The 26,588-nt window shown below is 35.3% G+C and carries 25 protein-coding genes; 13 read left to right on the plus strand and 12 right to left on the minus strand.

Annotated features, from left to right (window positions below):
* Positions 1-3 precede the first annotated feature (3 nt).
* On the plus strand, positions 4-1,491 hold the full coding sequence (gene nrfA, locus PT603_RS09760) for an ammonia-forming cytochrome c nitrite reductase (protein WP_008236970.1): 1,488 nt from the start codon (positions 4-6) through the stop codon (positions 1,489-1,491).
* 63 nt (positions 1,492-1,554) lie between these two features.
* Complete coding sequence (ccsA, locus tag PT603_RS09765; protein ID WP_008236968.1) at positions 1,555-4,677, plus strand: cytochrome c biogenesis protein CcsA; 3,123 nt, start codon at positions 1,555-1,557, stop codon at positions 4,675-4,677.
* Positions 4,678-4,784: 107 nt separating this feature from the next.
* Here ccsA and PT603_RS09770 read toward each other — a convergent pair whose 3' ends face one another.
* The 5 genes from PT603_RS09770 to PT603_RS09790 form a co-directional block, all read right to left on the minus strand.
* Positions 4,785-5,180 carry a GreA/GreB family elongation factor gene (locus PT603_RS09770; protein ID WP_008236966.1) on the minus strand — a complete coding sequence of 132 codons (396 nt, stop codon included), beginning with the start codon at positions 5,178-5,180 and terminating at the stop codon, positions 4,785-4,787.
* A gap of 85 nt (positions 5,181-5,265) precedes the next feature.
* Positions 5,266-6,543, minus strand: a complete 1,278-nt coding sequence (locus tag PT603_RS09775) for a Glu/Leu/Phe/Val family dehydrogenase (RefSeq protein ID WP_274238211.1) — start codon at positions 6,541-6,543, stop codon at positions 5,266-5,268.
* 13 nt (positions 6,544-6,556) lie between these two features.
* Positions 6,557-6,820: a hypothetical protein gene (locus tag PT603_RS09780; protein WP_155805495.1), complete on the minus strand. Its 264-nt coding sequence runs from the start codon at positions 6,818-6,820 to the stop codon at positions 6,557-6,559.
* A 180-nt stretch (positions 6,821-7,000) separates the two neighbouring features.
* Positions 7,001-8,332: a sigma-54-dependent transcriptional regulator gene (locus PT603_RS09785; RefSeq protein WP_008236960.1), complete on the minus strand. Its 1,332-nt coding sequence runs from the start codon at positions 8,330-8,332 to the stop codon at positions 7,001-7,003.
* Entirely contained in the window at positions 8,329-9,429 is a 1,101-nt protein-coding gene (locus tag PT603_RS09790) for a sensor histidine kinase (protein WP_008236959.1), read from the minus strand. The genes PT603_RS09785 and PT603_RS09790 overlap by 4 nt, the downstream gene beginning before the upstream one ends.
* A 124-nt stretch (positions 9,430-9,553) precedes the next feature.
* Between PT603_RS09790 and PT603_RS09795 the strand changes: the two genes are divergently transcribed.
* The 7 genes from PT603_RS09795 (at position 9,554) to PT603_RS09825 (ending at position 15,958) form a co-directional block, all read left to right on the plus strand.
* The gene (locus PT603_RS09795) at positions 9,554-10,159 is read left to right on the plus strand and encodes a TIGR04282 family arsenosugar biosynthesis glycosyltransferase (RefSeq protein WP_008236947.1); all 606 of its coding nucleotides are present in this window, start codon (positions 9,554-9,556) and stop codon (positions 10,157-10,159) included.
* Positions 10,156-10,971: a purine-nucleoside phosphorylase gene (locus PT603_RS09800; protein WP_008236945.1), complete on the plus strand. Its 816-nt coding sequence runs from the start codon at positions 10,156-10,158 to the stop codon at positions 10,969-10,971. The genes PT603_RS09795 and PT603_RS09800 overlap by 4 nt, the downstream gene beginning before the upstream one ends.
* A 3-nt stretch (positions 10,972-10,974) precedes the next feature.
* Positions 10,975-11,856: a sterol desaturase family protein gene (locus tag PT603_RS09805; protein WP_008236944.1), complete on the plus strand. Its 882-nt coding sequence runs from the start codon at positions 10,975-10,977 to the stop codon at positions 11,854-11,856.
* Positions 11,857-11,874: 18 nt separating this feature from the next.
* Positions 11,875-12,318, plus strand: coding sequence for a hypothetical protein (locus PT603_RS09810; protein ID WP_008236942.1), 444 nt, complete (start codon positions 11,875-11,877; stop codon positions 12,316-12,318).
* On the plus strand, positions 12,318-13,016 hold the full coding sequence (locus PT603_RS09815; protein WP_008236940.1) for a glycosyltransferase family 2 protein: 699 nt from the start codon (positions 12,318-12,320) through the stop codon (positions 13,014-13,016). The genes PT603_RS09810 and PT603_RS09815 overlap by 1 nt, the downstream gene beginning before the upstream one ends.
* Positions 13,013-14,497, plus strand: coding sequence for a cellulose synthase family protein (locus PT603_RS09820; protein ID WP_008236939.1), 1,485 nt, complete (start codon positions 13,013-13,015; stop codon positions 14,495-14,497). The genes PT603_RS09815 and PT603_RS09820 overlap by 4 nt, the downstream gene beginning before the upstream one ends.
* 78 nt (positions 14,498-14,575) lie before the next feature.
* Entirely contained in the window at positions 14,576-15,958 is a 1,383-nt protein-coding gene (locus PT603_RS09825; RefSeq protein WP_238531001.1) for an MptA/MptB family glycosyltransferase, read from the plus strand.
* 4 nt (positions 15,959-15,962) lie between these two features.
* Here the strand turns inward: PT603_RS09825 and PT603_RS09830 are convergent, their stop codons facing one another.
* The 4 genes from PT603_RS09830 to PT603_RS09845 form a co-directional block, all read right to left on the minus strand.
* Positions 15,963-16,919 carry a pseudouridine synthase gene (locus PT603_RS09830; RefSeq protein ID WP_008236937.1) on the minus strand — a complete coding sequence of 319 codons (957 nt, stop codon included), beginning with the start codon at positions 16,917-16,919 and terminating at the stop codon, positions 15,963-15,965.
* Between the two features lie 104 nt (positions 16,920-17,023).
* Positions 17,024-17,932, minus strand: coding sequence for a geranylgeranylglycerol-phosphate geranylgeranyltransferase (locus PT603_RS09835; protein WP_040488513.1), 909 nt, complete (start codon positions 17,930-17,932; stop codon positions 17,024-17,026).
* A gap of 12 nt (positions 17,933-17,944) precedes the next feature.
* Positions 17,945-18,883: a mevalonate kinase family protein gene (locus tag PT603_RS09840; RefSeq protein ID WP_008236934.1), complete on the minus strand. Its 939-nt coding sequence runs from the start codon at positions 18,881-18,883 to the stop codon at positions 17,945-17,947.
* Positions 18,884-18,927: 44 nt separating this feature from the next.
* Entirely contained in the window at positions 18,928-20,007 is a 1,080-nt protein-coding gene (locus PT603_RS09845) for a diphosphomevalonate decarboxylase (RefSeq protein ID WP_008236933.1), read from the minus strand.
* A 117-nt stretch (positions 20,008-20,124) separates the two neighbouring features.
* On the opposite strand from PT603_RS09845, the gene PT603_RS09850 reads away from it, so the two are divergent.
* Positions 20,125-20,601: a TspO/MBR family protein gene (locus PT603_RS09850; protein ID WP_040488512.1), complete on the plus strand. Its 477-nt coding sequence runs from the start codon at positions 20,125-20,127 to the stop codon at positions 20,599-20,601.
* 8 nt (positions 20,602-20,609) lie between these two features.
* On the opposite strand, the gene PT603_RS09855 is transcribed toward PT603_RS09850, so the two are convergent.
* The 3 genes from PT603_RS09855 to PT603_RS09865 form a co-directional block, all read right to left on the minus strand.
* Positions 20,610-21,329, minus strand: a complete 720-nt coding sequence (locus tag PT603_RS09855) for a carboxypeptidase-like regulatory domain-containing protein (RefSeq protein ID WP_008236931.1) — start codon at positions 21,327-21,329, stop codon at positions 20,610-20,612.
* Positions 21,330-21,450: 121 nt separating this feature from the next.
* Positions 21,451-22,695: a BaiN/RdsA family NAD(P)/FAD-dependent oxidoreductase gene (locus PT603_RS09860; protein ID WP_008236930.1), complete on the minus strand. Its 1,245-nt coding sequence runs from the start codon at positions 22,693-22,695 to the stop codon at positions 21,451-21,453.
* Positions 22,696-22,738: 43 nt separating this feature from the next.
* On the minus strand, positions 22,739-23,494 hold the full coding sequence (locus tag PT603_RS09865) for a glycerophosphodiester phosphodiesterase (protein WP_008236929.1): 756 nt from the start codon (positions 23,492-23,494) through the stop codon (positions 22,739-22,741).
* Between the two features lie 103 nt (positions 23,495-23,597).
* On the opposite strand from PT603_RS09865, the gene PT603_RS09870 reads away from it, so the two are divergent.
* From PT603_RS09870 to PT603_RS09880, 3 genes are all read left to right on the plus strand, one after another.
* A complete protein-coding gene (locus PT603_RS09870) occupies positions 23,598-24,473 on the plus strand; it encodes a helix-turn-helix domain-containing protein (protein ID WP_008236928.1) in 876 nt (291 codons plus the stop codon).
* A 79-nt stretch (positions 24,474-24,552) separates the two neighbouring features.
* Positions 24,553-25,902 (plus strand): amidohydrolase, encoded by a 1,350-nt coding sequence (locus PT603_RS09875; RefSeq protein ID WP_008236927.1) that lies wholly within the window; start codon positions 24,553-24,555, stop codon positions 25,900-25,902.
* Between the two features lie 9 nt (positions 25,903-25,911).
* Positions 25,912-26,586, plus strand: a complete 675-nt coding sequence (locus tag PT603_RS09880) for an ankyrin repeat domain-containing protein (protein ID WP_008236926.1) — start codon at positions 25,912-25,914, stop codon at positions 26,584-26,586.
* The last annotated feature ends 2 nt before the right edge of the window (positions 26,587-26,588 follow it).

Here is a 26,588-nt window from a genome sequence, read left to right on the forward strand (position 1 = left end):
TATATGAAAAATAAAGTCCTTTTTGTTGTAACCATACTGGTAGTATTCCTCCTTGGACTATTAGCCTCTAGTATAATAAACCGAAAAAATGAGGCTAAGTACAAATATGTGCCTCAGGTTGATATAGGTGAAAATGAGCCTAGAAATGAAGTATGGGGTAAAAATTACCCACAAGAATATCAATCCTATTTACAAACCTCCGATACTACATTTAGTTCCTACCAGGGTGGTGGTGCCATGCGTGATGTCCTAGAGGAGGATCCTCGATTGGTAGTTCTTTGGGCGGGCTATGGTTTTTCAAAAGATTATAGTCAAGGTAGAGGCCACTATTATGCAATTGAGGATATTCATAACACTTTAAGAACAGGAGCTCCCAAGGGAGAAGGAGATGGACCTATGCCCTCAACATGTTGGACTTGTAAAAGTCCCGATGTCCCAAGGTTAATGAATGAAATAGGAGTTACAGAATTCTATTCAGGTAAATGGGCTGATAAAGGTCATGAAGTGGTTAATCCTATTGGGTGTGCGGATTGCCATGATTCTAAAACCATGAAATTACAAATTACCCGCCCAGCACTAGTTGAAGCCTTTGAAAGTATGGGGAAAGACATTACCAAAGCTACCCACCAAGAAATGCGTTCATTAGTATGTGCACAATGTCATGTGGAGTACTATTTTAACAAAAACCTACCTGGAAAAGAAGGAGTACCTTATTTAGTATTTCCTTGGAAAAATGGATTCTCTGCGGAAAATATGGAGCAATATTATGATGATATTGATTTTCAAGACTGGACTCATGATATCAGTAAAGCTCCTATGTTAAAAGCACAACATCCAGGTTACGAAGTTTTTATGACCGGAGTTCATGCTGACAGAGGGGTATCTTGCGCCGATTGTCATATGCCATATAAAAGTGAGGGAGGTCAAAAATATACGGATCATCATATACAGTCCCCCCTAAACAATACTGCTAATGCTTGTCAAGTTTGCCATAGAGAAGAAACAACTAAACTAGTTGCTAATGTTTATGAACGACAGCAAAAATTCAATGAAAGCAGACTTAAATTAGAAGATCTTTTGGTTAAGGCACATATAGAAGCTGGAAAATGCTGGGAATTAGGAGCCACAACAGAACAAATGAAGGCTATATTAACTGACATACGACATGCTCAATGGAGATGGGATTATGCTGCCGCCTCCCATGGCGGATCATTCCATTCCCCTGTAGAATCGGCCAGAGTTGTCGCTAGTGGTTTAGTAATTGCTCAAGAAGCCCGTGTAAAACTAGCCCGAATGTTGGCAGAATTAGGCCACAATAAACCAGTTGAAATGCCAGACTTATCTACTAAAGAAAAGGCCCAAAAATTTATTGGTCTTGACATGGAAAAACTACGTAGAGAAAAAAAGGAATTTAAACAAAATGTGCTGCCTCAATGGTTAAAAGCAGCAAAAGAACGTGAAGCGAAAATGGACATTGCGAAAGTAAATTAATTATACCATCTAAAACCCAACCCGTGGCTTGCTCTATAGTAATCACGGGTTTATTTTGACCTTATGACATCATTATATCGAATTTTATCTTCCTCCAAATTAGCACTTATATTACTGGTAGTATTTGCTATTGCCATGGCAACAGCCACATTCATTGAAAATGATTTTGGCACGGCTACCGCCTGGCAGCTTATTTATAATGCCTTGTGGTTTGAACTAGTAATGCTCGGGTTATGCGTCAGTTTTGTGTTCAATATTTCCAAATACAAATTATGGCGAAAACAAAAATGGCCTATTTTACTTTTTCATTTATCATTTATTTTAGTCATAATTGGTGCTGGGGTTACTCGATATATTTCTGAATCCGGAGTTATGCGTATCCGCGAAGGAGAAAGTTCTTCAACCATTATATCCAACACCAATTACTTCCAGGTACACATTAGTGATGGTGATAACGTAGCTGTATTAAAAAAACAACTAGATTTTTCTCCTTTATCAGAAAATGAATTCACAATTCAGACAGACTATAAAGGTCAGACCTATACTATAAGTTTGGACAAATTTGTAGCAGATGCTCAACCACAAATTATTGAATCAGAAAAGGGCCAACCTCTTTTGGAACTTGTAATCGCAAGCGAAGATTCAGGTAGAGAAACCATTGTTTTACGTCAGGGAGAAACTGAAACAATAGGTTCACACAACCATAGTATTGGTTTTAATGTTGAAGAGCCAGTAATGATTCATTTTAAACTGCAAGACAACACAATTTATCTACAAAGCACGGAAGATCTTAGTTCATTTGTAATGAGCACTCAGGAGGCTGGAACATTCAAAAAAGATAGTCTACAACCCCTGCAATTGAGATCCTTATATCGTGCCCATGACTTTTCTTTTGTCCCAATTTCATACCATCCAAAGGGAGATTTTGAATTGGTGAGTACATCTGAAAAACCAAAAGATAATGACAGCTCAAAGGATGACGCATTGGTAGTAACTGTACAAAAGGAAGACGAAAAAAAAACGGTATCGCTACTTTATAGAGAAGGTTTCCTACCAACACACCATCAAACTACTTTTGACGACGTTTCAGTCACATTATCTTATGGTTCTGAAGAAATTTCTCTTCCGTTCGAGGTACGCCTAAATGACTTCCAATTGGAGAGATATCCTGGCTCTACTAGCCCTTCCTCCTATGCAAGTGAAGTAACTGTTTTAGACCAAAAAGAGGAGTTTCCTTATCGAATTTTTATGAACAATGTTCTAGATTACAAAGGGTACAGATTCTATCAAGCCAGCTATGACACCGACGAATTAGGCACGGTACTCGCCGTAAACAAAGATCGCCCAGGAACACTAATCACCTATTTCGGATATTTATTGATGGGAATAGGGATGCTTTTTTCTTTATTTGGAAAACATTCAAGATTTTGGCAAATCAATCAAAAGCTACGAAGATTAAAAAAAGGTCAACTCACCTTACTAATAATAACACTTTTCAGTACTACTTACTTAGCAGCATTCGATAGGGATACAAATGATGACATTTTCAAAAGGCAATCCATTAACAAACATCAATCCGAATTATTTGGTCGACTTCTTGTACAAGATCTAGATGGTCGAATTAAACCTATTAACACCCTAGCCTCCGAGTTTTTACGAAAACTTTCTGGTAAACCATATTATAAAAGTGACAATTTAAATTTATCAGCGGACCAGGCATTCCTTGCAATGCATATGTTTCCAAATGATTGGCAACAAATCCCAGTTATTAAAATAGATAGAAAAAAAGGAGGAGATGTTTTTAAAGATCTCAAAACCAATGCTTCTGGGCTTGTATCCTTTCAATCGCTTCTGGGTCCACAAGGCGAATATCTATTAGCGGAAGCGGCGGAACTAGCTAATGTGAAAAAACCCGCTGAACGTTCTGAATCTGACAAAGAGATCCTTAAAGTAGATGAACGCTTTAATATTCTTTATAATGTATTATCTAGGGGTTATTTAAAAATATTCCCTAATAAAAATGACACCAACAATACATGGTTTGCACCAAATCATCATTTTAATGACTTCCCTGCAGAGGATGCAGCATTTGTAAAGAATATTCTCCCATCTTACTTTAATGATCTGGTCACTGACAACCTTAATGGAGCAACGGAAAAATTGTCTTATATAAAAACTTATCAAGACGTACTAGGTAAAGACATTATTCCTTCTGAAAAACAAATTAATGCTGAATTATGGTATAACAAAATGAATCTGAACTTCTGGATGTTCCAGATTTATTTTACCATTGGAGCCATTCTATTAATCTTAGCCATATTTCGAATTTTTGTTCAATCAAAAATTATCAATTGGTTATGGAATTCCTTTATAATTCTAGCTTTAATTGGATTCCTATTTTTTACAGGAAACATTCTTCTTCGCTGGTATATTGCGGGGCATGCACCATGGAGTAATGGCTATGAAATGCTTGTTTTCGTTGCATGGTGTTTATTACTAAGTGGACTACTTACCTTTAAAAAATCAGATTTTGCATTACCACTGGCAACGCTTTTTACTGGAGCTTTACTATTTGTAAGTTATTTAGACTGGCTAAATCCTGAGATAACAAGTCTAATGCCGGTATTAAAATCATATTGGCTAAAAATTCACGTAGCAACAATTGTTAGTAGTTATGCTCCTTTAGCACTATCTGCTGTATTAGGATTAATGGCTTTAATTCTAATGATTTTCAAAACCTCAACTACCAAAAATGCAATTGATATAAGGATTAAAGAACTCACCTATATTAATGAGCTTTCTATGACTATTGGTTTATTTATACTTGCAATTGGAACCTTTCTAGGGGGTGTTTGGGCGAATGAAAGTTGGGGCCGTTATTGGGCGTGGGACCCAAAAGAAACCTGGGCACTAATTAGTATTATAATTTATGCTATAGTACTTCACCTTCGATTTATACCTGCATTAAATAATAAGTATATCCTAAATATGGTAAGTATGTTTGCTTTTTGGTCTATTATAATGACGTCCTTTGGAGTAAACTATTATTTATCAGGACTACATAGCTATGCTGCAGGTGATCCACTTCCTATTCCTAAATTTGTATATTTCCTGGCAGCATTTATGGTAATAATTGCATTTATAGCTTATTTTAGAAATCGTAGATCTAACATCAAGAATTATTAATTCAGACATCATTTTTCTCATAAAAAAAGAAATCCCCAAATGCCTAACTCATTCGGGGATTCTATCACAAAACAACACAATCATAAGACTATGATTATGGAATCTTATTAATGATCATCATAACGTACTACATTAACAATGGTCACAGATTTTTCACCATCGGGAAATTGCCACACAATTTCATCGCCTTTAGCGTAACCAATAAGGGCGGATCCCATAGGAGTTAAGATTGAAAGACGTTTTAAATGTACATTGCCATCTTCAGGTTTAACCAATTCATAGCCATGTTTAACTCCATATGGAGTATTAATATCAACAATACTGTTGAAACGTACAACGTCATTAGGCATTTCAATTTCAGATTTAACTTCTGCCTGTGTCAATTCTTCCTTAAGTCTGGTGAAAATATTTCGTTGTAATTCATTTTGAAAACCTACCTTATCCAGTAAAGTTTTTAAATAAGTATATTCCTTTTCTTCTATAATAAGATTTCCGTACTTCATGATGTATTAAATTTAAAAAAAGAGACTGCCGCTTTAAGAACCACTATGACTTGTTGCGACAGCCTCTAGGGTGGAAGAAAAAATCTTATGGAAAAATTCCTCTTTGCAAGTATGCCATTTCAATACGGCTAATTGCTTGAATGTATGCAGCTGTACGCCAATCTGTCTTATATGTTTCAGCAGTCATGTGTACTTTTTGGTGAGCTTCACGAAGTTTCTTCTCAAGCTTTTCCATAACCTCATCAAGACTCCATAGTTCTCCATTTCGGTTTTGCAACCATTCAAAGTAACTACCAATTACCCCACCTGCATTACATAAAATATCAGGAATGATATGTACTCCTTTGTCTAAAAGAATTTCCTCTCCTGCTGTATCAATTGGACCATTAGCTCCCTCAGCAATTACAGATGCCTTTATCATTCCAGCATTTTCTTCTGTAATTTGGTTACCCAATGCTGCAGGAATACAGATATCACATTCAATTCCGAAGAATTCCTTTGGATCTATTTCTTGTGCATGCTCATATCCTTTCAAGAATCCGCCATGCAATTTTGTATGATTATACAATGTAGCTACGTCCATTCCATCAGCGTTGTAATAAGTTGCTTTTGCATCTTGTACACCAACTAAAATAGCACCTTCTTCTTGCATAAAGTAAGAAGCCCAATAACCTACATTACCAAAACCTTGAACAATAAAAGTTTTTCCTTTTAGTGAAACTCCGTTACGTTCAGCCCAAGCCTTGATATTTACAACAACTCCAAAACCAGTAGCACGGTCACGTCCCTCAAGTCCACCTGAACCAACTGGCTTACCTGTTACTACGTGTTGATTTTTAGAACGCTCTAGTGGCCCCTTTGTAGACATATAAGTATCTGCAATCCATGCCATCATTTGAGCATTAGTATTAACATCAGGAGCCGGAATATCATGTTCAGGACCGATATTATCACCTAAAGCATACGTGAAACGACGAGTAATACGCTCAAGTTCTGCTTGAGAGTACTTTGAAGGATCAATTTCTACTCCTCCTTTTCCTCCTCCATAAGGAAGACCTGCTAAAGAGGTTTTCCAAGTCATCCAAGTAGCTAACGCTCTAGCAGAATCAATATCTACTGTAGGGTGAAAACGCAACCCTCCTTTGTATGGACCAAGAGCATTGTTGTGTTGAACACGGTACCCTTTAAAAACTTCTACCTCACCATTGTCCATTTTTACCGGAAAGTTTACCACAATCTCAGTATTGGTGATAGATAAAATTTTGCGGACATTGGGATTTAATTTCATTAAATCGGCCGCTTTGTTAAACTGATTCTGTACATTCTCGTACATGCCCGTTTTCGGCTTTTCTTTTGTTACCATTTTTCTTCCTTTTTTATTGATAATGTTCACAATGGAAAATAACCGCTTCATCATGATGCCACGTACACATTGATTCGATTAAACAATTCTCACATAATCCTTTTCGCTTTGAAGCTACAGGAACCGGATTCTCATTCCCATCGAGAGACACTTGTAGTGTAGGCCTATTGGCCAACTCATACTCATTACATTGCCACAACACCTCATTTCGAGGATTGAAACTACAATGATTTTGATACAAGCAAGAAGTACAAATGCCTTCGGATACTACAACCATGATTTTTCGGTTTCTTTCCCCTATAGGCAACTCTTATGCCAAAGACCAATAAACCAATCTAAAAAGAAATAAAAAGATTGAAAATCAATAATATATATCCAAATTAAAGACAAAAAGAAAGAAAGTTGTCGGGTATTTTTTCCCCATTTGGGTAAAAAATAACCAAATAGAATCTGTTGGTTATTGAATTTTTTGACGTAGTGTTTTACGGTCAATTTGAAGAATTTCCGCCGCTTTAGTTTTATTATTACCAACCGCTCTAAGAACCCTCATAATGTGGTTCCGTTCAACCTCTTGCAAAGAAAGAAGCTCTTGACTGTTTTCAGTTTCATTAGATATTTGATACTTTAAAAAATCGGGAAGCACCTCTATAGAAATTTCCCCATCACACATGATAATTGCCCTTTGGATCACATTTTCCAATTCCCGTATATTGCCAGGCCAACTATGACGCATTAACAGCTCCATTGCTTTTTCTGTTATGGTAATTCCATCTCTTTGAAACTCACGAGAAAATTTTTGTATAAATGCGCGAGCTAAAATTGGGATGTCCTCCATACGCTCTCTTAGTGGAGGTATCCTTAGATTAACTACATTTAATCTATAATACAAATCTTCTCTGAAAGTCCCATTTTGAACCATCCCATAAAGATCCACATTAGTAGCTGCAATCACTCTCACATTAATTTTTTGAGGACGTACTGCACCTATCATCGTAATTTCCTTTTCTTGCAACACCCTTAGCAATCGAGATTGTACTGCTGAAGAAGCGTTTCCTATTTCATCCAAAAAAATAGTCCCCCCATCTGCTGCTTGAAAGAAACCTGCTCTAGTTTCATTAGCCCCTGTAAAAGACCCTTTCAAAAACCCAAAAAGCTCACTTTCAAGTAAGTTTTCTGGAATAGCACCACAATTTACTGCAATAAATGGAGCTTTTGAAAAACTACCACTATAATGAATAGCCCTAGCAACTAACTCCTTCCCAGTCCCACTTTCTCCTTGAACAAGTACTGTAGCTCTATTATCCTTTACGCGCCCAATGACTTCTATTAGCTTTTGAAATGCATCAGAAACACCGATGATTCCTGCATAACTCGAAACGGTGCCAGACATTTTGGGATTTGCTTGCTTAGTAATTCGTCTAGTGTGCAATACCGTATCTACTGCTTGCAATAACTCACCTTGTGTAAATGGCTTCACTAAATAATCCACCGCTCCTGATTTAACAGCCTCAATAGCTCCCGAAACGGAAGGAAAACCTGTTATGACCAACCTAGGAATCTTAGGAAAATGTTCCGCTGCATACTTTACCAACTGCAATCCGTGAATCCCAGGCATCTGCATGTCAGTTATCAACAAATCTACATGCGACCCTTTGAGTACATCAATAGCATCTACTACATTACTTGCTTGATAGGTATGATAGCCGTTTGCTTGTAATTGGCGCTGTAACACTTCCAATAAATCGTAACTATCATCTACTATAAGTATGCTTTCTTTATATGGTTTCATTGTTTCAAAGGTAATGTAAGTGTAAAGATAGTCCCTTTAGGATAATTAGCCCCACAAGTAAGTTTCCCTCTATGACTCTTAATAATTCCATGAGCAACACTTAACCCCAAACCAGACCCTTCACCTACAGGTTTAGTCGTAAAAAAAGGCTCAAAAATTTGATTTCTAATTGCTTCTGGTATTCCAGTACCTTCATCCGCAATCATAAGAACTAAATCGTTTTTTTCTTCAGCAAGAGTAACTGTTACTACTCCTTTAGGTTTTGAAGCATAAATAGCATTAGAAAGCAAATTAAAAAGCACTTGAGTTAATTGAATTCCATCCAACTGAGCGTATACCTGCTCTTTTAAACAAACAAACTGTATTTCCAATTCCGCTTTTTGAAAATTCGGCCCCATTAACTTTAATGCATTCTCGACTAAGGGTTTCACATCTACCACCTGCATATGTTGAGGCATTTCACAAGAGAAAAACATCAATTTTTTAACAACTTCACGGGCAAAAATTGCTGAATTTATTATCTTCTGAGCATCTTGTGCCACTTGGCCATCATTTGTTTTTTGTTGTATCAACTCCGCAAAGCCTAAAATATTCCCAAGTGGAGTGTTAAGTTCGTGGGCTATTCCTGCAGTAATCTCTCCTAATATGGTTAATCTGTCAGTACGGGAAAGGTTACGTTGTATTTCTGTTTCTCGTTGCTTGTTGCGTTTACGCTCGATTACAATACTTATTTCATTTGCAATTTGAGCTAATAAAATCTTTTCTTCTTGTAAAAAATGAGCTTGCTCATACCTGGAAGCTGGGTAATGAATAGCAATATATCCGATTGTATGTCCTTCCAGCACAATAGGAGCTTCCTGTTTTATGGTCTTCTCAAATGGGGAATTGTCATAATGAAAGCCATCAACAGTTAAGCTTACTGTTGCATCTTGAGGATACTGCCAAGCAGATGGGATTCTTTTGGCAATAATTTCCAAAGCCACTTCTGGAGAATTGACGTGCAATGCAACAATACTAGACACCTCGTAAAGGCATGTAAGTTCCTTGATGCGTTCATTAAGTTTTATCACTATACGGTTTTCACTTTGAGATTTCATGAGCTATTGAAATGAAATCATAAAAAAATTATAAATAGTACCCTCTTAATAGACAAAATTGATACCTTCCTTTTCTGAATTTTTCAGAAGTTAAAATTACTCATTTTCCGCATATTTACACAGCATGCTTACTAAACCATTACTTATTATTTTTATTCGAAATGCTGAATGGGGTAAAGTCAAAACTCGATTGGCCAAATCCATTGGCAATGACAACGCGCTTGATTTATACAATTTTTTACTTAAACACACAGCCGAAATTTCTACTCCACTCCCAATTGATAAATGGGTTTTTTACTCCGAGGAAATAATTCAAGAGGACGTGTGGCCTTGTGACCAATTTATTAAAAAGAAACAAAAAGGTGAAAACTTAGGACTACGAATGAAGAATGCCTTTATAGAAGGGAAATCAGCAGGCTACAACAACATTATAATTATTGGCAGTGACCTCTTCGATATAACCACCGAAGAATTATCACAAGCATTCGCAACATTAAATAATAGCGATGTAGTCATTGGTCCAGCAATTGACGGTGGATATTACTTGCTAGGTTTGAAAGAAATACCAAAAGGAATTTTTGACAATAAAGAATGGGGTACTTCTTCTATTTTCAAAGATACTTTGGTACATTTGAAAACATTTAAAACTAGTATTCTTCCTCCTAAAAATGATATTGACACGATAGAGGACATACTTAATAATCCAGTTTTTATAAAATACTATTCATGAACCCTGAAACTATTATTGAATCTGTCGAATTTCTAAAACATAAAGGAATAACTGCACCAGAGGTAGGCATTGTTTTAGGTACTGGACTTGGACAACTCCTCAATGAAATTACAATTGAATCAGAAGTACATTATAATCACATACCACATTTTCCACTGGCAACAGTAGAGTTTCATGAAGGAAAACTTGTTTATGGAACATTGCAAGGGAAAAAAGTAGTTGTTATGCAGGGAAGATTCCATCTTTACGAGGGGTATGACTTTACTGACATCACCTATCCTATACGAGTTATGCACGGATTAGGAATTCAAAAATTGTTAATATCAAATGCGGCCGGCGCCATTAATACATCGTATAGGAAGGGAGACCTCATGTTACTTGATGACCATATCAACCTACAAGGGGGCTCACCACTGGCATTTAAAAATGTAGCCGCTTTTGGTGAACGTTTTGTTGACATGAGTACCCCTTATGACACCCAAATGCGTACATCACTAATATCCCTAGCAACTAAGCATGATATTACCCTTCATCAGGGCGTTTATGCAAGTGTTGTAGGACCACAATTAGAAACCCGTGCAGAATATCGATTTTTAAAAATCATAGGTGCGGATGCTGTTGGGATGAGTACAGTACCTGAAGTTATTGTTGCAAATCACCTAAAGCTTCCTGTAGTTGCAGTGTCTGTGCTTACAGATGAATGTGATCCTGACAATCTAAAACCAGTAAGCGTTACAGAAATAATAGCCGTTGCTAGTAAGGCTGAACCAAAAATGATTACACTTTTTAAGGAGTTAATTGAAGTCTTGTAATACATGGAGCACTACTGGACTATTATACTAAAATCATACAGTGGATATTGGCGCTACTTAAAAAATGAAATCCTATTCCCTGATTGGGGAAATTTCTTCTATGGCCTTATCATCATCTCAATAATAGTATGGGGCTTAGAATTACTTTTTCCTTGGCGAAAAAACCAACCAATTTTCAGGAAAGACTTTTGGCTGGACACCTTCTATATGTTCTTTAATTTTTTCATACTAAATCTTATAATTCTTATTGCTCTTTCTAATACAGCAGCAGCATTTTTTAATGATATTTTGAACTCTATAGGCTTCTCTATTTCAAGTTTACAACTATTTTCAGTAAATGACTTACCAAAACCTCTAGGACTAGTTGTTTTTTTCCTAGTAAGTGACTTTGTCCAATGGAATACACATCGACTACTACATAAAATCCCCTTATTATGGAACTTTCACAAAGTACATCATTCAGTAAAGCAAATGGGATTTGCTGCTCACCTTCGGTACCATTGGGTGGAGCCTATTGTATATAAATCTATACTATATATCCCTATGGCTCTCATAGGTGGATTTAAAGCTGAAGACGTCATTTTTGTACATTTTATAGCAATAGTAATTGGCCATCTAAATCATGCTAATCTAGGGTGGGATTATGGTCGATTAAAATATATAGTTAATAACCCCAAGATGCATATTTGGCATCACAGCAAGCAAATTCACAACCGATATGGAGCCAACTTTGGGATTTCTCTAAGCGTATGGGATTATATTTTTGGAACACACCACATTCCACACGATGGACGCGATATTGAATTGGGATTTGATGGAGATGAAAGTTTTCCAGAGGATTTTATCAATCAAGAGCTATACCCACTCTCGAAGGACAAAATTTAAATTAAGTATCTTTACAGCATGAGCACTACGAAAAAAACATCTCAAGAACCGAGCCTTATAAAATGGGGATTAAAATGGGCTGCTTCAGCTGGTATTGCTGGAATTATATGCTGTGTAGCACCAGCAGTACTATTTATGTTTGGACTAATGGGAGGAATTTATGCTATTTCATTTGCAAATTTTTTCTACAATGAAGATGGTTCAGCTGGAACTATTACATGGATATTACGTGGTCTAGCCGTAGTAGTTGGAATAGTTGGTATTTTTATGTATCGCAAAAAACAAAATCAATGCTCAATGGACCCAAAACGTAAACAAAAAAATCTACTATTGGTCACAATTATTGTTTTTGTCCTCGGCTTAGGCATTTTTTTAAGTCTTGAAAAATGGTCTTCTTGGTATTTTGACAAATACATAGTACCTGCTCAACAAGAAGAATATCGCCAACGAAATAATCAATAATGATCTCTCCAATAATTAAGGTCATCATTCCGGCCTATAACGAAGCCGGTTCAATTGGCAAGGTTGTATCCGAAATTCCGGGAATTGTTCATGAGATCATTGTTGTGAACAATGGCTCCACTGATGAAACACCTAGTATAGCTCATAAGGCTGGAGCAACCGTATTATATCAACCAAAAAAAGGATATGGTTATGCCTGCTTGAAGGGGCTTGATTATTTGGAAGATCTTCCAGAAAAAACAGACATAGTTGTATTTTTGGATGGAGACTATTCTGATTATCCCGAGGACCTTTTGTTACTTATTGAACCAATATTAAATAAGCAAGCAGATTTCGTTGTAGGAGCACGCGTTAAAAAATTGCGAGAAAAACACTCCATGACACCTCAACAAGTATTCGGAAACTGGCTAGCTACCACCCTAATGAAATTGTTTTTTAAAGCACATTTTACGGACCTTGGCCCCTTCAGAGCAATTCAGTATAAAACCTTGAAATCCTTTGCCATGACCGACAAAACCTATGGGTGGACAATAGAAATGCAACTTAAAGCTCTGAGAAACAAGGTCTCATACACTGAGATACCTGTGAGATATAAAAAAAGAATTGGCGTATCAAAAGTATCAGGAACCGTAAAAGGTACTATATTTGCAGCCACGAAAATACTCGGTTGGATTTTTAAACACTCGCTAAGCAAATGAATTTAACTCTCGCTTACATTATTATTGCTATTTATAGCATCTCACTATTGCTCATTTTCTTTTATGCGCTATCCATGTTGAATCTATTAATCAACTATTTAGGTTATAAAAAAAGAAATCATGATGCACCAAAATTTAATCTTCTGGACTCCAGAGAGATCCCTTATGTAACTATCCAGTTACCAATTTACAATGAGGAATATGTTGTTCCTCGATTGTTGGAAAATATTTCCAAAATGGAATACCCCAGCAATAAATTAGAAATTCAAGTACTGGATGATTCAACGGACGAATCAGTAATAGAAACTGCTCGATTAGTCAAAGAACTTCAAGAAAAAGGTATAGACATTCAACACATACGTCGTACCAACCGTCAAGGATTTAAGGCAGGTGCTCTAAAAGAAGGACTTGAGGTTGCCAAAGGTGAGTTCATAGCCATTTTTGATGCTGATTTTCTACCGGAATCAGACTGGTTAAAGAAAACTGTAATCTATTTTAAAGATCCTGAAATTGGTGTTGTTCAAACTCGTTGGGGTCACATTAACCGCGATTATTCGCTACTTACTAAAATTCAAGCATTTGCTTTGGATGCCCATTTTACATTAGAACAAGTGGGGCGTAATGCTAAAGGACATTTTATTAATTTCAATGGCACTGCAGGTATTTGGCGCAAACAATGTATTTACGATGCAGGTAACTGGGAAGGTGATACACTAACAGAAGACCTAGATCTTAGCTACCGTGCCCAGTTAAAAAATTGGAAATTCAAGTATTTAGAAGACGTTGAAACTCCTGCTGAATTACCTGTAGTAATATCAGCAGCACGCTCTCAACAATTCCGCTGGAATAAGGGGGGTGCTGAAAATTTTAGAAAATCAGTAAGTCGTGTTTTAAAAGCAAAAAACATTCCCTTTAAAACTAAATTTCATGGAGTTATGCATTTGCTTAATAGCTCAATGTTCTTATTTGTTTTTACAGTTGCCGTTCTTAGTATACCAATGTTGTATATAAAAAACACTTATGGACACCTTTCATGGGTGTATGAAGTAACTAGTTTCTTTATTGTAAGTACTATTATCTTGTTCATTTGTTACTGGTACACCTATAAAAATATACAAGGAAAAGGATTTGACAATTTCATTGATTACATTAAATTATTTTTCTCCTTTTTCTCTGTAGCTTTAGGATTTTCTCTTCACAACACTATTGCTGTATTGGAAGGGCATAGTGGCAAAAAAAGTGAATTTGTACGTACTCCAAAATTCAATATTAGCAATATAAAGGACAGCTGGAAAGGAAATAAATACCTTGCTAAAAAACTATCCCCAAACATGATTTTGGAATTCGCTCTAATGTTATATTTTCTATTTGGGATGTATAGTGCTATTCCACTTAATGACTTTGGTTTATTCCCATTCCATTTTATGCTATTCATAGGATTCGGATTTGTTTTCTTTAAATCTATCACCTCTAAGGCATAACTTTTTCCGTATAAAATCAAAGCGCGTTTCTCTCAGATTCGCGCTTTTTTATTTTAGTATATTTGATAAATCCAGCAAATGAACTATTCTATGCTTTTGTCAAGGCAATCAAACATTTCAGCCCTCCTGCTAGGAGTAACAACATTAGTATTATACTTTCATTTTAGTTATCATCTTGATCGCACAGACTTCGTAAAACTAATTAGTCTATATACTTCACTATTCTTTATATTTTTAAACTTATTGTGCCAACGCGAAGAGTATCTTTTAATAATAGGAGTGCTGTCACGACTAATTTTTCTATTTTCATTACCCAATCTTTCCCAGGATTTCTATCGTTTTATATGGGACGGAAGACTCATTTCTCAGGGAATTAACCCATATCTTTTTACTCCCAACTACCTAATGTCTCTAGGTGATTTTTCAATTCCACAAGCAAAAGAATTATTCCAGGAAATGGGATCTCTAAGTGCAAAAAACTATTCTAACTACCCTCCCGTCAATCAATTATTTTTCTTTATTACAACAATATTTTCTTCAAAAAGTATTCTTGGAAGTGTCCTAATTCTAAGGATAATAATTATTTTGGCTGATCTCGGCCTATTTTATTTGGGAAGAAAATTACTTTCTTATTTCTCATTACCTAAACGTTCAATATACCTATACTTCCTTAATCCACTAATTTTAATAGAACTTACTGGAAATCTCCACTTCGAGGGCATTATGCTTTTATTTATGATATGGTCAATCTACTTTCTTATTCTAAAGAAGTACACTTTTTCCGCTATTGCAATAACTATTTCAATTGGTATAAAATTACTTCCATTATTACTACTTCCCTTATTTATTCCATTTTTCCTTCAAAATAAAGATGGAAAATTTAGTATTGAATGGAAATACTCAAAACGTCTTCTAACATATATTTGCGTTTGCATTTTAACGGCATTGCCTTTCTTTATAATATTTAGTGACATCAATTTCGTAACCAATTACAAGCAGACAATTGCTTTATGGTTTACACATTTTGAATTTAATGGCAGCATTTACAACATAGTGAAATGGATAGGCAAATTACATTTAGGATACAACCCAATTCGCATTATAGGCAAATTTTCTCCTCTAATAATTTGTATAACACTATTAGTCATTACCTTTTATAAAAAACCAAAAAACATTGCGCAATGGATAAATACAGCACTACTGCTACTTACCTCCTATTTCTTTTTATCCACAACAGTTCATCCTTGGTATATTGCAACTCTTGTAGGGATAGGGATTTTTAGTAACTATACATACCCTTTTATTTGGAGTGCTTTAATTACGCTAAGTTATTATACTTATAGTCAACCAGATTTCAAAGAATCAACACTTATTCTTGCTCTTGAATATGGTATTGTTTATGGTGTATTCATTTGGGAAATTTTCTATAAAAAAAGCCCCCATAGATTGGAGGCCAAATAAAACTTTATTTCATGTTCTTCAAGTTGATAATTTCCTGTTGGCTCAAATAACGCCAATGCCCTCTAGGTAAATCCTTTTTGGTAAGACCAGCAAACACAACTCTATCCAACTTAACCACCTCATATCCTAAATGCTCAAAAATACGACGGACGATACGGTTTTTACCACTGTGAATCATAATTCCAACCTCTCTTTTAGGAGCATCATCAATATAACTCACCTCATCTACTTTTACTGGACCATCTTCTAAAGTTAACCCTGTTTCTATTTTCTTAAGATCCTCATAAGCCAAATTTTTATCAAGTTCAACATGATACAGTTTTCGAACTCCATGCGTTGGATGAGTTAATTTTTTTGCGAGATCACCATCATTTGTAAAAAGCAACAATCCTGTGGTAGCCCTATCTAATCTTCCAACTGGAAGTAACCGTGATTTAGAGGCATTAGCAACTAACTCCATTACAGTACGCCTTCCTTTATCATCGTTAGTTGTAGTAATAAATCCTTTAGGCTTATTCAATAAAACATAGGCTAGCTTTTCAGGTTTTATTAACCTACCATCAAAACGTACCTCATCATTTATCTTCACTTTATAGCCAAGTTCTGTAATAACAGCGCCATTTACCATTACATTCCCTGACGCAATATAAATGTCGGCATCACGCCTAGAACACATACCCGAATTTGCAATGTATTTATTTAAGCGAATTTCATCTTTCTTCTTTGAAGCTTCTACCTGTGCTTTCCTTTCTTTTCGTTGTTGTATATGCCCTTCCCTTTTGGCTGATTCATCTTTAAATCCTGATTTTTTTCCATATGGCTTCCCTTGGGAATTGTCATTCTCTGACTTTCCATGCTGATTGCGTATTGGAGCATTTCCTCTAGAAAAACTCTCCTTACGATTTTTCCCTCCTTCTCGCCCCGAAGGGTTTCCGCCACGCGAATAATTTTTTCGATTCATAAAAAAATGTGATGATTTAAATGTAGTACGGCTATAACATATAGCATTACAAATACGCCACAAAGATACAATTTAGCGTACAATAAATAAATAACTCTATTTACCTACCAAAACCACCGTCCTTTTACCAAGGATAAATCTAAAAGCAGAATACTAAATACACCCATTACCAATATTAATTTAAGGATATTATGGAGCAACAAATACCTGGCCTGACTATTAGACTGCCATAAAAGCAAAATAAATAAAGAAAGTAAGCCCATGGCTCCGTAAAAATAATAATCCATTAATCCAATCTGGAAATTAAATATTAAAAAGTAAACGGGTACAGCGGTAAGTAATACACAAAGGGTAATAATCCATTTTGAAACTCGTTCACCATATAAAACCGGTATTGTCTTATAATTGAGTGCCAGATCACCTTTAAGCCCTTCTAAATCCTTCACAAACTCTCTCATAAGAATGAGTAAGAATAAAAATATAGCGTGAACAAATATGACAGTTTCAAAATTCTTGTAATAAATAAACACTGCGAAAAATGGCGTAATGGAAAGAATGGCAGATACCATATTGCCAATTAATGGCCATTTTTTAAGTTTATGAGAATACAACCATATACCAAAGATATATAGGGAAAAGAATACAACAGCACGAAAGGAAACATAACTGGCAGCTATTACCGACAAAAAATTTAGAATAAAATAACCCGTGAGCTTAGTATTCTGGCTAACTAACCTATCAATCATTGATTTTATCGGTCTATTTATGGTATCCTTCTCGGCATCGTAAAAATTATTAATAATGTAACCCCCTGCTATGGCTAAGGATGATGCGGTTACTATCATAAAGAGATTAGAATCCAAAACAACCTTACTAAGAGGCCAATCATGAGCAAGAATGAAAATAGCAGCTAAATACTGGGCTAAGGTAATGATCAATATATTATACCCACGTACTACCGAAAACAGGCTCAACAATTTGAGAAATACTATTTTTTGCCTTCGATTGAGCATAGTTATACAACATTAAAAGCTGTATACCACTTCCAACTTATAGTCCTTCAAAGCCTGCTGTGCCTTGTCGATATCTTGTGTGAAGCCAAGAATATATCCTCCACCACCCGATCCACATAATTTAAGGTAATAGTCATTAGACTCAATACCCTGTTTCCATAGATTATGAAACTGTTGCGGAATCATAGGTTTAAAATTATCCAAAACAACATGAGAAAGTTGTTTCAAGTTTCCAAAAAGTGACTTCACATCCCCTTTCAAAAAATCTTCTACACAAGCATCCGTATGTCTTATGAATTGATTTTTTAGCATATTTCTAAAACCTTCCTGTTTCATATTTTCCATAAAAATATGAACCATTGGGGCTGTTTCCCCAGTCATACCACTATCTAACAAAAAAACAGCTCCTTTGCCTCCGGCTTTTTGCGAGGGAATACCTGTAGGTTCAATGTGGTCTTGAGAAGTTATTAATATAGGCAAACTCAAATAACTATTTAACGGATCAAGACCTGATGATTTCCCATGAAAGAATGATTCCATCGCGCCAAAAATACCTTTAAGAGTTAACAATTTTTCTCTTGTAAGGTTTTCTAAAACTGTTATTTTATTATATGCATATTTATCATATATAGCAGCCACCAAAGCACCGCTACTCCCAACTCCATATCCTTGTGGAATACTACTATCAAAAAACATCCCTGCAGCAACATCACTATTTAGTCTATCGATATCAAAACTAACTAAATTAGGCTGCTCATTTTGAAGTGAATCAAGATAATCCGCAAACTTACATAGGCTCTCGTTGGATTTGCGGGCTGAATCATCATCGCTTTTTTCCATTATGAGTGCACCATTATAAAAATTATATGGAATAGATAATCCTTTGGAATCCTTAATGATGCCATACTCCCCAAAGAGTAATATTTTAGAATAGAATAAAGGTCCTTTCATTTTCGATTATAGTTATCGGTAAAGATGTCCAGGCGCAAACGAATTTACAACTTTTTTGCTCCGCTTCCAACTTGATCGCAAATATACTGCCCGTTTTGGCAAAACGCAATTAATTCATTCTTAATAAATTCCAAAACAGAAGTTTTTTCGTGTTCTGGATACAAAACATGCACATTTGCTCCTGCATCCAAGGTGAAACAAACCTTACTATTGCATTTTATGCGATACTCCCAAATACGATTAATTATTTCTAAAGTATTAGGCTTCATCAAAATGAAATAAGGATAACTAGTCATCATCATAGCATGAAGCGTTAGTGCTTCACTCTCCACTATAGCTATAAATTCATCCAAATTACCTACTTTAAAAATCTGTTTTAATTTATCCAAATTTTGGTGGGCTTGTTCAAACCTTTTATCAGCAAAGGGGTGACTGTACATCAAATCATGTCCTGCAGTACTACTCACCTGTTTTTCACCCTTATCTACCAATAAAATTGTGTCTTGATAGGTTTTAAAAACTGAATGTAATTCATAAGGATGTTGAATACCTATTAGGTCAGAACTCCCCACGAAAGAATCATTACTCCCCCAAACAACCACTGGACCTTGTATACTTCTACAAGCGCTTCCAGACCCTAACCTTGCTAAAAAAGAAGCTTTTTGAAAAAAGAAATCTTCAGAAATTTCAGGATTTAATTCCTTTTCCAAACTCATTAAACATAACGCCATAGCTCCCATTCCACTAGCCGATGAAGCAATACCACTACTATGAGGAAAGGAATTAGCAGAATGTATTACGAATTTATAATCCTTTAAAAAGGGCATATACGGAAAGATCCTTTCAAAAAATTGTTCAATTTTAGGTAAAAAAGAAGGTTTTAGGCTATTTTCAAAAAAAAATTGAATATCAAATGTTTCTGAATAAGAATCACGTTTTAAATACTCTAGCCGAGTAATTGTAGAACACGTATCTAATGTAAAACTTATAGAAGGGTTGGCGGGAATTTGGTTTTCCTTCTTTCCCCAATATTTCACCAATGCAATATTACTTGGGGTTTTCCAAGTTACTTCTCCACGTTCTTTTGTAGCCTGTGCTATCGATTGAAAATAAGATTCATTCATAGGATGCAAGTGATTTTGGCAAAGATAGGGCGATTCTATTAACTACCCGCAAGATTTTAAAGATGGCAGAAAGCAAACTATATTTTTTGTTAATTTAGTCAAGTCAAAATATGCCGTATGAAGCGATCTCGTATTACCCGTATAATCATTTCTATACTAATATGCCTCTTAGTTGGTATGCTTTCTGGTTTTGTAACTAGAAGTAGTGTGACCGAATGGTATCCAACCCTTGAAAAGCCATTTTTCACACCACCAAATTGGCTGTTTGCACCTGTATGGACCTTTTTATACATCTCTATGGGAATTGCTGCTGGAATTGTATGGGCGCGTGGATTTTACCATAAATGGGTACAAACTGCAATGTACCATTTTGTTTTTCAGTTAATTTTTAACGCTTTTTGGCCTGTAGTCTTTTTTGGCTTCAAAAAGCCCTTTTTAGGATTACTAGTGATTCTAACTCTATTTATCCTTCTCATTTTCACCTATAAATGGTTTAAAATTGTCAGTAAACCTGCTGCCTACTTGCTTATACCTTATCTCATTTGGATTGGATATGCTACTGCCTTAAATTTTGAAATATGGAGACTCAATTAATTTCAACATTATTTCTTAATTTGTTTTTTGTAGCTATCCTTTAGTTGCATAAGTTTATTTAATAACAGAAAATGATTATCCTTATTTAATAATGACTTATCCAATTTTGTTGAAGCGCAATAATCGATAAACAAGTAGTGTTCTGTAGCAACAATCCCTAATTGATATTCTAGAAATTTTTGATTAAAAAAAGAATCCTCTTGAAACAACACCTCCAATTCTTCTGAAGTCATATATTCCAGTTTAGATTTGGATTTCTTTTTTCTAAATAGAAGCTGTAACAGAGGTAGTATTTGAATCCCAGGACGAACCATGTAATTAAGAGGATTATTTTTCCTGTCTTCAATTAGCTGATCTTGAAGATAATTATTGTATTGATTTTCATCAAAATCTTTAAACACGTGATTCCCTTCTACCACAACCTCGTCTAAGGAAATCATCCTTTTTACTAATACAACTACAATTCCATTTCTAAGATCTTCTTCAATAACAACTATTTTTTTTTCTTCATAGATTGGTGAAAGGAAAAGTAAAGTGTCATTTAATGAAATCCCTATCCTAAAAGTCCCTGCATCATTTGAAATGGTAGATTTCTTTGTTGTTTCATTAAAAACTTGAATTCCACTAATAGGTTGGTTATCGGAATAAATGGTACCTGAAATTTTTTGTGAATACGAGAGCTTTATAACTGCTACTAAGAAAAATATTAACACACTCCATTTACTCATAGTGCCACACATAATTTTTCCCTAGAAAAGGTCAATTTCCTTAAGAAAATTATCAGATTGATTTCACTAAAAGTAATTAAAATAAAAATTCTTATTTTTCTTTTAGAAAATATTTAACATCCTACTTGGTGGTAATATCCTTTGCAGCAAGATAACCTCCTGTCCACGCATTCTGAAAATTAAATCCCCCTGTAATAGCATCTATATTTAGCACTTCACCAATAAGATATAACGTAGGATCCATTTTACTCTTAAAAGTTTTAAAGTCAATTTCCTTTAAATCTACTCCTCCAGCGGTAACAAATTCTTCTTTAAAAGTACTTTTCCCATGTACTAAGAATACGCCCTGAGTAAGCTCTTCAGAGAGTTTTTCAAGTTGTTTTTTACTTAGGTCGGCCCATCTTAATTCTTGAGAAATTCCTGAGGCAGGAAGTAACTGTTCCCATAATCGTTTAGGAAACGAAAAAGGCCGAGTAGTAAATACTTTTTTCTTCGAATAAGTTTCTTTAGCATCTTTCAACATTTCTATTGCTTCAGAAAGATTTGTTGTACCCATCCAGTTCACTACGATCGAAAACTGATAATTGCATTTATGAAGTGTTCGTGCACCCCAGGCCGAAAGTTTTAGAATAGCTGGACCACTCATTCCCCAATGCGTTATCAACAACGGGCCTTCACTTTTTAATTGATTCGCTTTTTGTGATTCTGAACCCATTCGTTTATTTTTTAACACACTGACAACTGCTTGGGTACTAACTCCAGCCAACCCTTCAATTCGCTTATCCCTAATATTAAATGTAAAAAGTGATGGAACAGGATCAATAATTGAATGCCCTAGTTCTTTTAAAAGCTCCCATATCTTAGGGTTACTGCCGGTAGCAACTATAAGTTGTTTTGTCCTAAAGGCTCCTTTACTTGTTTGGATCTCCCAAGATGATGAATATTTTCCAATCTTATGAACTGAATTTCCTTTAAAAATTGAAATATTGTACTTCTTTGCCTCTGAAAGGAAACAATCAATAATTGTTTGCGAACTATCACTAACAGGAAAAACTCTTCCATCTTCCTCAATTTTCAGCGCTACACCTTTCTGTTCAAACCATTCCATTACATCCCCACTCATGAAAGAATGAAAAGGTCCTCTTAATTCCTTTTCACCTCTTGGATAGTTTTTAGCCAAGGAATTTGGCACAAACTCAGCATGTGTTACATTACATCTACCACCACCAGATACCTTTACCTTTGTAAGTACTTCACTTCCTCGCTCTAAAATCGCAATATGCCATTCTGGACGTTGAGAAGCAATATTAATTGCTGAGAAAAATCCGGCAGCACCGCCACCTATAACTAATACATCATACACCATGATGCAAAGTAAGGCATTTTGAGAAGATTCTTGGTTACTTTATTTAAGGATGAACACGCTCTGGAAAATCACTAATAATCCCATCAACCCCCCATTCTTTGAGTTGCTTAATTGCCTCAGGATCATTAACTGTCCATGTATAAATCTTCAAACCTTGCTCTTGTATTTTTAATACATTTTCCTTGGTCAGTGTTGAATATTTAGGATTTATAGCCTTAGCATGAATTTTTTTCGCAAAATCAATAGCATTGATTGGATTTTCTCCAATTAAAACTGCAATAGGAACTTCCTTGTTAAGAGACTCAAATACCTCCAATTCATGCCATTTAAAACTAGAAATAATAAAATCCTCTGTTTTCCAGCCCTTTGCAATATATGATTTCACTATACGATCAACTTCTTTGGCGGTACCAACTCCTTTTAATTCAATATTAACCTTAACCTTTCCATCTATCAAATCCAATACTGCTTCTAAAGTAGGAATTGAATGTCCGTCCTGAACAATTACTTTTTGAAGGCTTTTATAATCATACATTTCAATAGATCCCGTAGCATCTGTAAGTCTATCCAATTTATCATCATGAAAAACTACAATTTCTCCACTTTGAATTTTAAACACATCAATTTCGATCATATCAACATCCAATTCAAGCGCTTTTTCTATTGAAGCAATTGTGTTTTCTGCTACATGCCCCATTGCACCACGATGCCCTATCACCAATGGATTATTTTCATTCTCACATCCTTGAAAAACTACTAAAATGCATACCATACCAACAACGCTAAAAAACTGTTTCATAAATTGTGTTTTAGATCAATTTCAAAAATACAATATTGCCCCAATAAACAACTAACATGTCATATGATTTTATTGTTATCAATTATGAATAAAAAGTGTTTAAATGCCATTGTTTTGGTATCTTTCGGTTATGGAACAATCTAAAGAACGTATTCCCATTATTGGAATGGAGGCCTTCAATTATACTGCTGCCAAGGCTGGGAATATGCTCTATCACCATCTTGAAGGAAAACAGTTTATCAGAGATGTCCATAAACACGACTTTTTTATACTAATGCTTATTGAACAAAGTCAAGGAACTCATACTATTGATTTTATTGAACACATTGCTGGCAAAAAACAACTTCACCTTTTATTCCCTGGTCAGGTTCATAAATGGATGTTAGATTCATCCACCCAAGCATATCAATTGATGCTCGATCGCCCACTCTTCGAGGCATTTTCCACATCACTCGGAATGTCATTTCTATACTATCAGAACAATCCCGTGGTTAATCTATCTGATTCAACTTTTCAAAAAATAGCTCAAGAAATACATGCGATAAGCGATGAATTGTTAACAGAAACTTCGCATAATGAAATTAATTTACTAAGATTACATATCATTGCTTTGCTTCTAAAAAAGGAAGCTGAAAATCAATCGATAGAAATAGACCTCTATAAAAACAAACCAGTTTTATATAAATTTCGCAACTTAATAGATCACCATTACAAAAGCCAGAAGACCGTTAGATTCTACGCACAAGAACTAAATATTTCACCTAACTACCTAAATGTTCTGTGTAAAAAACATCTAAATGTTCCTGCTTCCTTCCTAATACATAACCGTGTAATTCTTGAATCCAAAAGATTAATTCAGGCCTCAGAACTCTCCATCAAAGAAATTGCTTTTGAACTGGGATATGAAGATCCAGCTTATTTTTCCAATTTTTTTAAATCCCATACAGGAAGTTCACCTAGGCAATTTTGGAAAAAGTAATAAAATTTACAAGTAATGGAATAAATCCCCCAGTGAGTATAACCTGAGTCAAAATTACCTTTGTTTAAAATTTTGTACTATGAGTCAAACAGGTATCTCCAGAAAAGAATTTATCAAAAACTCAAGTTTTGCTGTAGCAGGACTTTTTGCAGCCCCTTCCATATTGAATGCAGGACAATTGCCTACTAACAACGAACCATTTCTTGAATATGAACCTACTTCTCTTGGAGAATCTTTTACAATTAAAAATGTTCGATTAGAAACTGGATTCCAGTACGACGGAGAAGAAATCATTGCCACCAACACAGAGTTATTTACCATTGTTATTGATAAAGGAAAAATTTTAGATATTCGAACTAACGATCCAAATACAAATGCTATAGATGCTAAAGGACTTTTGCTTCTACCGTCCTTTAAAGATATGCACATTCATTTAGACAAAACATTTTACGGTGGCTCTTGGAAAGCCAAATCCGCTCAAAATAGAACAGTGAAGGATATGATTGCTTTTGAACAAAAAATGTTACCTGAGCTGTTAAACACCTCCACCGAACGAGCAAAAAAACTTATAGAACTTCTTCAATCTAAAGGATCAAACTTCGCTAGAAGTCATGTAAACATTGAACCTACCTCTGGATTGAAATCACTTGAGAACTTACAAAAAGCACTTGAAGATAAAAAAGATACATTTAATTCTCAGCTCGTAGCTTTTCCCCAACATGGTGTTTATTATACAGAAAGCGCTTCTATTATGAGAGATGCTGCTCAAGCAGGAATTGATTTTATTGGAGGGTTAGACCCTAATGCCGTTGATGGAAATATCAAACGTACCATTGATTTTACCGTGGACCTTGCGTTAGAATACAAAAAAGGAATTGATATTCACCTACACGAAGGAGGCCAAGCAGGTATAGACACCATAGAACTTTTATGCAAACACGTTAAAGAGAACCAATCATTACAGGGTAATACATACTTAAGTCATTGTTTTGTCTTGGCACAAATGGAAAAAAACCAACTGGAATCTTTATGTGAGAAGCTTGCTGAATCTCGTATTGGAATTGTTTCAACAATTCCTTTTGGTCGAACAATTATGCCTATTCCTACGCTATTTAAATATGGGATTGAAGTACTAACAGGTAATGACAGCATTATTGACCATTGGAACACATTCGGTACTGGAAGTGTCCTACATAAAGCTAATTTAATGGCGCAACTTTATGGATACTACACAGAACGGGGACTTTCTCGATCACTTGGCTTAGCTACTGGCAACATCCTTCCTCTTGACGATAAAGGCAATCGTACCTGGCCAAAGGTGAATGATAAAGCTGATATGGTTCTTGTTGATGCAAGTTGTTCTGCTGAAGCAGTTTCGAGAATAGCACCAGTTAGATCACTTATTCATAATGGAAATATTGTATTTTAATTTCTCGTTATGAAACACATTAGTTTAATTTTATCAGCAATTTCTCTGCTAATTTACAAAACTCATCCTAAAGATTATCAACAACTTAATGAAACTCAAATGCTTTTTAAAGCAGTTCAAAACAATAGACTTACTGAATTGGCTGATTTATTAAAAAAGGGAGCAAACGTTAATACAGTAAATCAACAACATAAATCTTTACTACTAGTGGCCACTGAAAAGCAGTTTGTTAACATGGCTAAATTACTAATTGAATATGGCGCTGATGTAAATCTCCAAGATAATCGTTTGGAAAGCCCCTTCCTAACTGCCGCTGTCCTTGGAAATTCAGAATTAATAGCTCTATATCTAGAAAATGGTGCTCGTTTTGATGTTTTTAATCGTTATTATGGCACAGCACTTATCCCTGCATGCGAACGTGGTCATGTAGAAATTGTCAAAATGCTAACCCAAACTCCCTATTTCCCCATTGATCATATAAACAAATTAGGATGGACAGCCTTACTTGAAACAATTATTTTAGGCGATGGATCTCAAAAATATGTTACCATTGTCCAACAACTAATAGAGGCAGGTTGTGATATTCACATTACGGACAACAATGGTGTAACACCACTTCAGCATGCACAAAAAAATGGACACACTAAAATCATCAACCTCCTCAAAAATGCCCCTAGAAAATAGAA

Source organism: Imtechella halotolerans (assembly GCF_028743515.2).
In the GTDB taxonomy this organism is placed as follows: Bacteria; Bacteroidota; Bacteroidia; order Flavobacteriales; family Flavobacteriaceae; genus Imtechella; species Imtechella halotolerans.

Coding starts and splice junctions, on each gene's coding strand:
- nrfA (WP_008236970.1), top strand. CDS start 4: ATGAAAAATAAAGTCCTTTTTGTTGTAACCATACTGGTAGTATTCCTC.
- ccsA (WP_008236968.1), top strand. CDS start 1,555: ATGACATCATTATATCGAATTTTATCTTCCTCCAAATTAGCACTTATA.
- PT603_RS09770 (WP_008236966.1), bottom strand. CDS start 5,180: ATGAAGTACGGAAATCTTATTATAGAAGAAAAGGAATATACTTATTTA.
- PT603_RS09775 (WP_274238211.1), bottom strand. CDS start 6,543: ATGGTAACAAAAGAAAAGCCGAAAACGGGCATGTACGAGAATGTACAG.
- PT603_RS09780 (WP_155805495.1), bottom strand. CDS start 6,820: ATGGTTGTAGTATCCGAAGGCATTTGTACTTCTTGCTTGTATCAAAAT.
- PT603_RS09785 (WP_008236960.1), bottom strand. CDS start 8,332: ATGAAACCATATAAAGAAAGCATACTTATAGTAGATGATAGTTACGAT.
- PT603_RS09790 (WP_008236959.1), bottom strand. CDS start 9,429: ATGAAATCTCAAAGTGAAAACCGTATAGTGATAAAACTTAATGAACGC.
- PT603_RS09795 (WP_008236947.1), top strand. CDS start 9,554: ATGCTTACTAAACCATTACTTATTATTTTTATTCGAAATGCTGAATGG.
- PT603_RS09800 (WP_008236945.1), top strand. CDS start 10,156: ATGAACCCTGAAACTATTATTGAATCTGTCGAATTTCTAAAACATAAA.
- PT603_RS09805 (WP_008236944.1), top strand. CDS start 10,975: ATGGAGCACTACTGGACTATTATACTAAAATCATACAGTGGATATTGG.
- PT603_RS09810 (WP_008236942.1), top strand. CDS start 11,875: ATGAGCACTACGAAAAAAACATCTCAAGAACCGAGCCTTATAAAATGG.
- PT603_RS09815 (WP_008236940.1), top strand. CDS start 12,318: ATGATCTCTCCAATAATTAAGGTCATCATTCCGGCCTATAACGAAGCC.
- PT603_RS09820 (WP_008236939.1), top strand. CDS start 13,013: ATGAATTTAACTCTCGCTTACATTATTATTGCTATTTATAGCATCTCA.
- PT603_RS09825 (WP_238531001.1), top strand. CDS start 14,576: ATGAACTATTCTATGCTTTTGTCAAGGCAATCAAACATTTCAGCCCTC.
- PT603_RS09830 (WP_008236937.1), bottom strand. CDS start 16,919: ATGAATCGAAAAAATTATTCGCGTGGCGGAAACCCTTCGGGGCGAGAA.
- PT603_RS09835 (WP_040488513.1), bottom strand. CDS start 17,932: ATGCTCAATCGAAGGCAAAAAATAGTATTTCTCAAATTGTTGAGCCTG.
- PT603_RS09840 (WP_008236934.1), bottom strand. CDS start 18,883: ATGAAAGGACCTTTATTCTATTCTAAAATATTACTCTTTGGGGAGTAT.
- PT603_RS09845 (WP_008236933.1), bottom strand. CDS start 20,007: ATGAATGAATCTTATTTTCAATCGATAGCACAGGCTACAAAAGAACGT.
- PT603_RS09850 (WP_040488512.1), top strand. CDS start 20,125: ATGAAGCGATCTCGTATTACCCGTATAATCATTTCTATACTAATATGC.
- PT603_RS09855 (WP_008236931.1), bottom strand. CDS start 21,329: ATGAGTAAATGGAGTGTGTTAATATTTTTCTTAGTAGCAGTTATAAAG.
- PT603_RS09860 (WP_008236930.1), bottom strand. CDS start 22,695: ATGGTGTATGATGTATTAGTTATAGGTGGCGGTGCTGCCGGATTTTTC.
- PT603_RS09865 (WP_008236929.1), bottom strand. CDS start 23,494: ATGAAACAGTTTTTTAGCGTTGTTGGTATGGTATGCATTTTAGTAGTT.
- PT603_RS09870 (WP_008236928.1), top strand. CDS start 23,598: ATGCCATTGTTTTGGTATCTTTCGGTTATGGAACAATCTAAAGAACGT.
- PT603_RS09875 (WP_008236927.1), top strand. CDS start 24,553: ATGAGTCAAACAGGTATCTCCAGAAAAGAATTTATCAAAAACTCAAGT.
- PT603_RS09880 (WP_008236926.1), top strand. CDS start 25,912: ATGAAACACATTAGTTTAATTTTATCAGCAATTTCTCTGCTAATTTAC.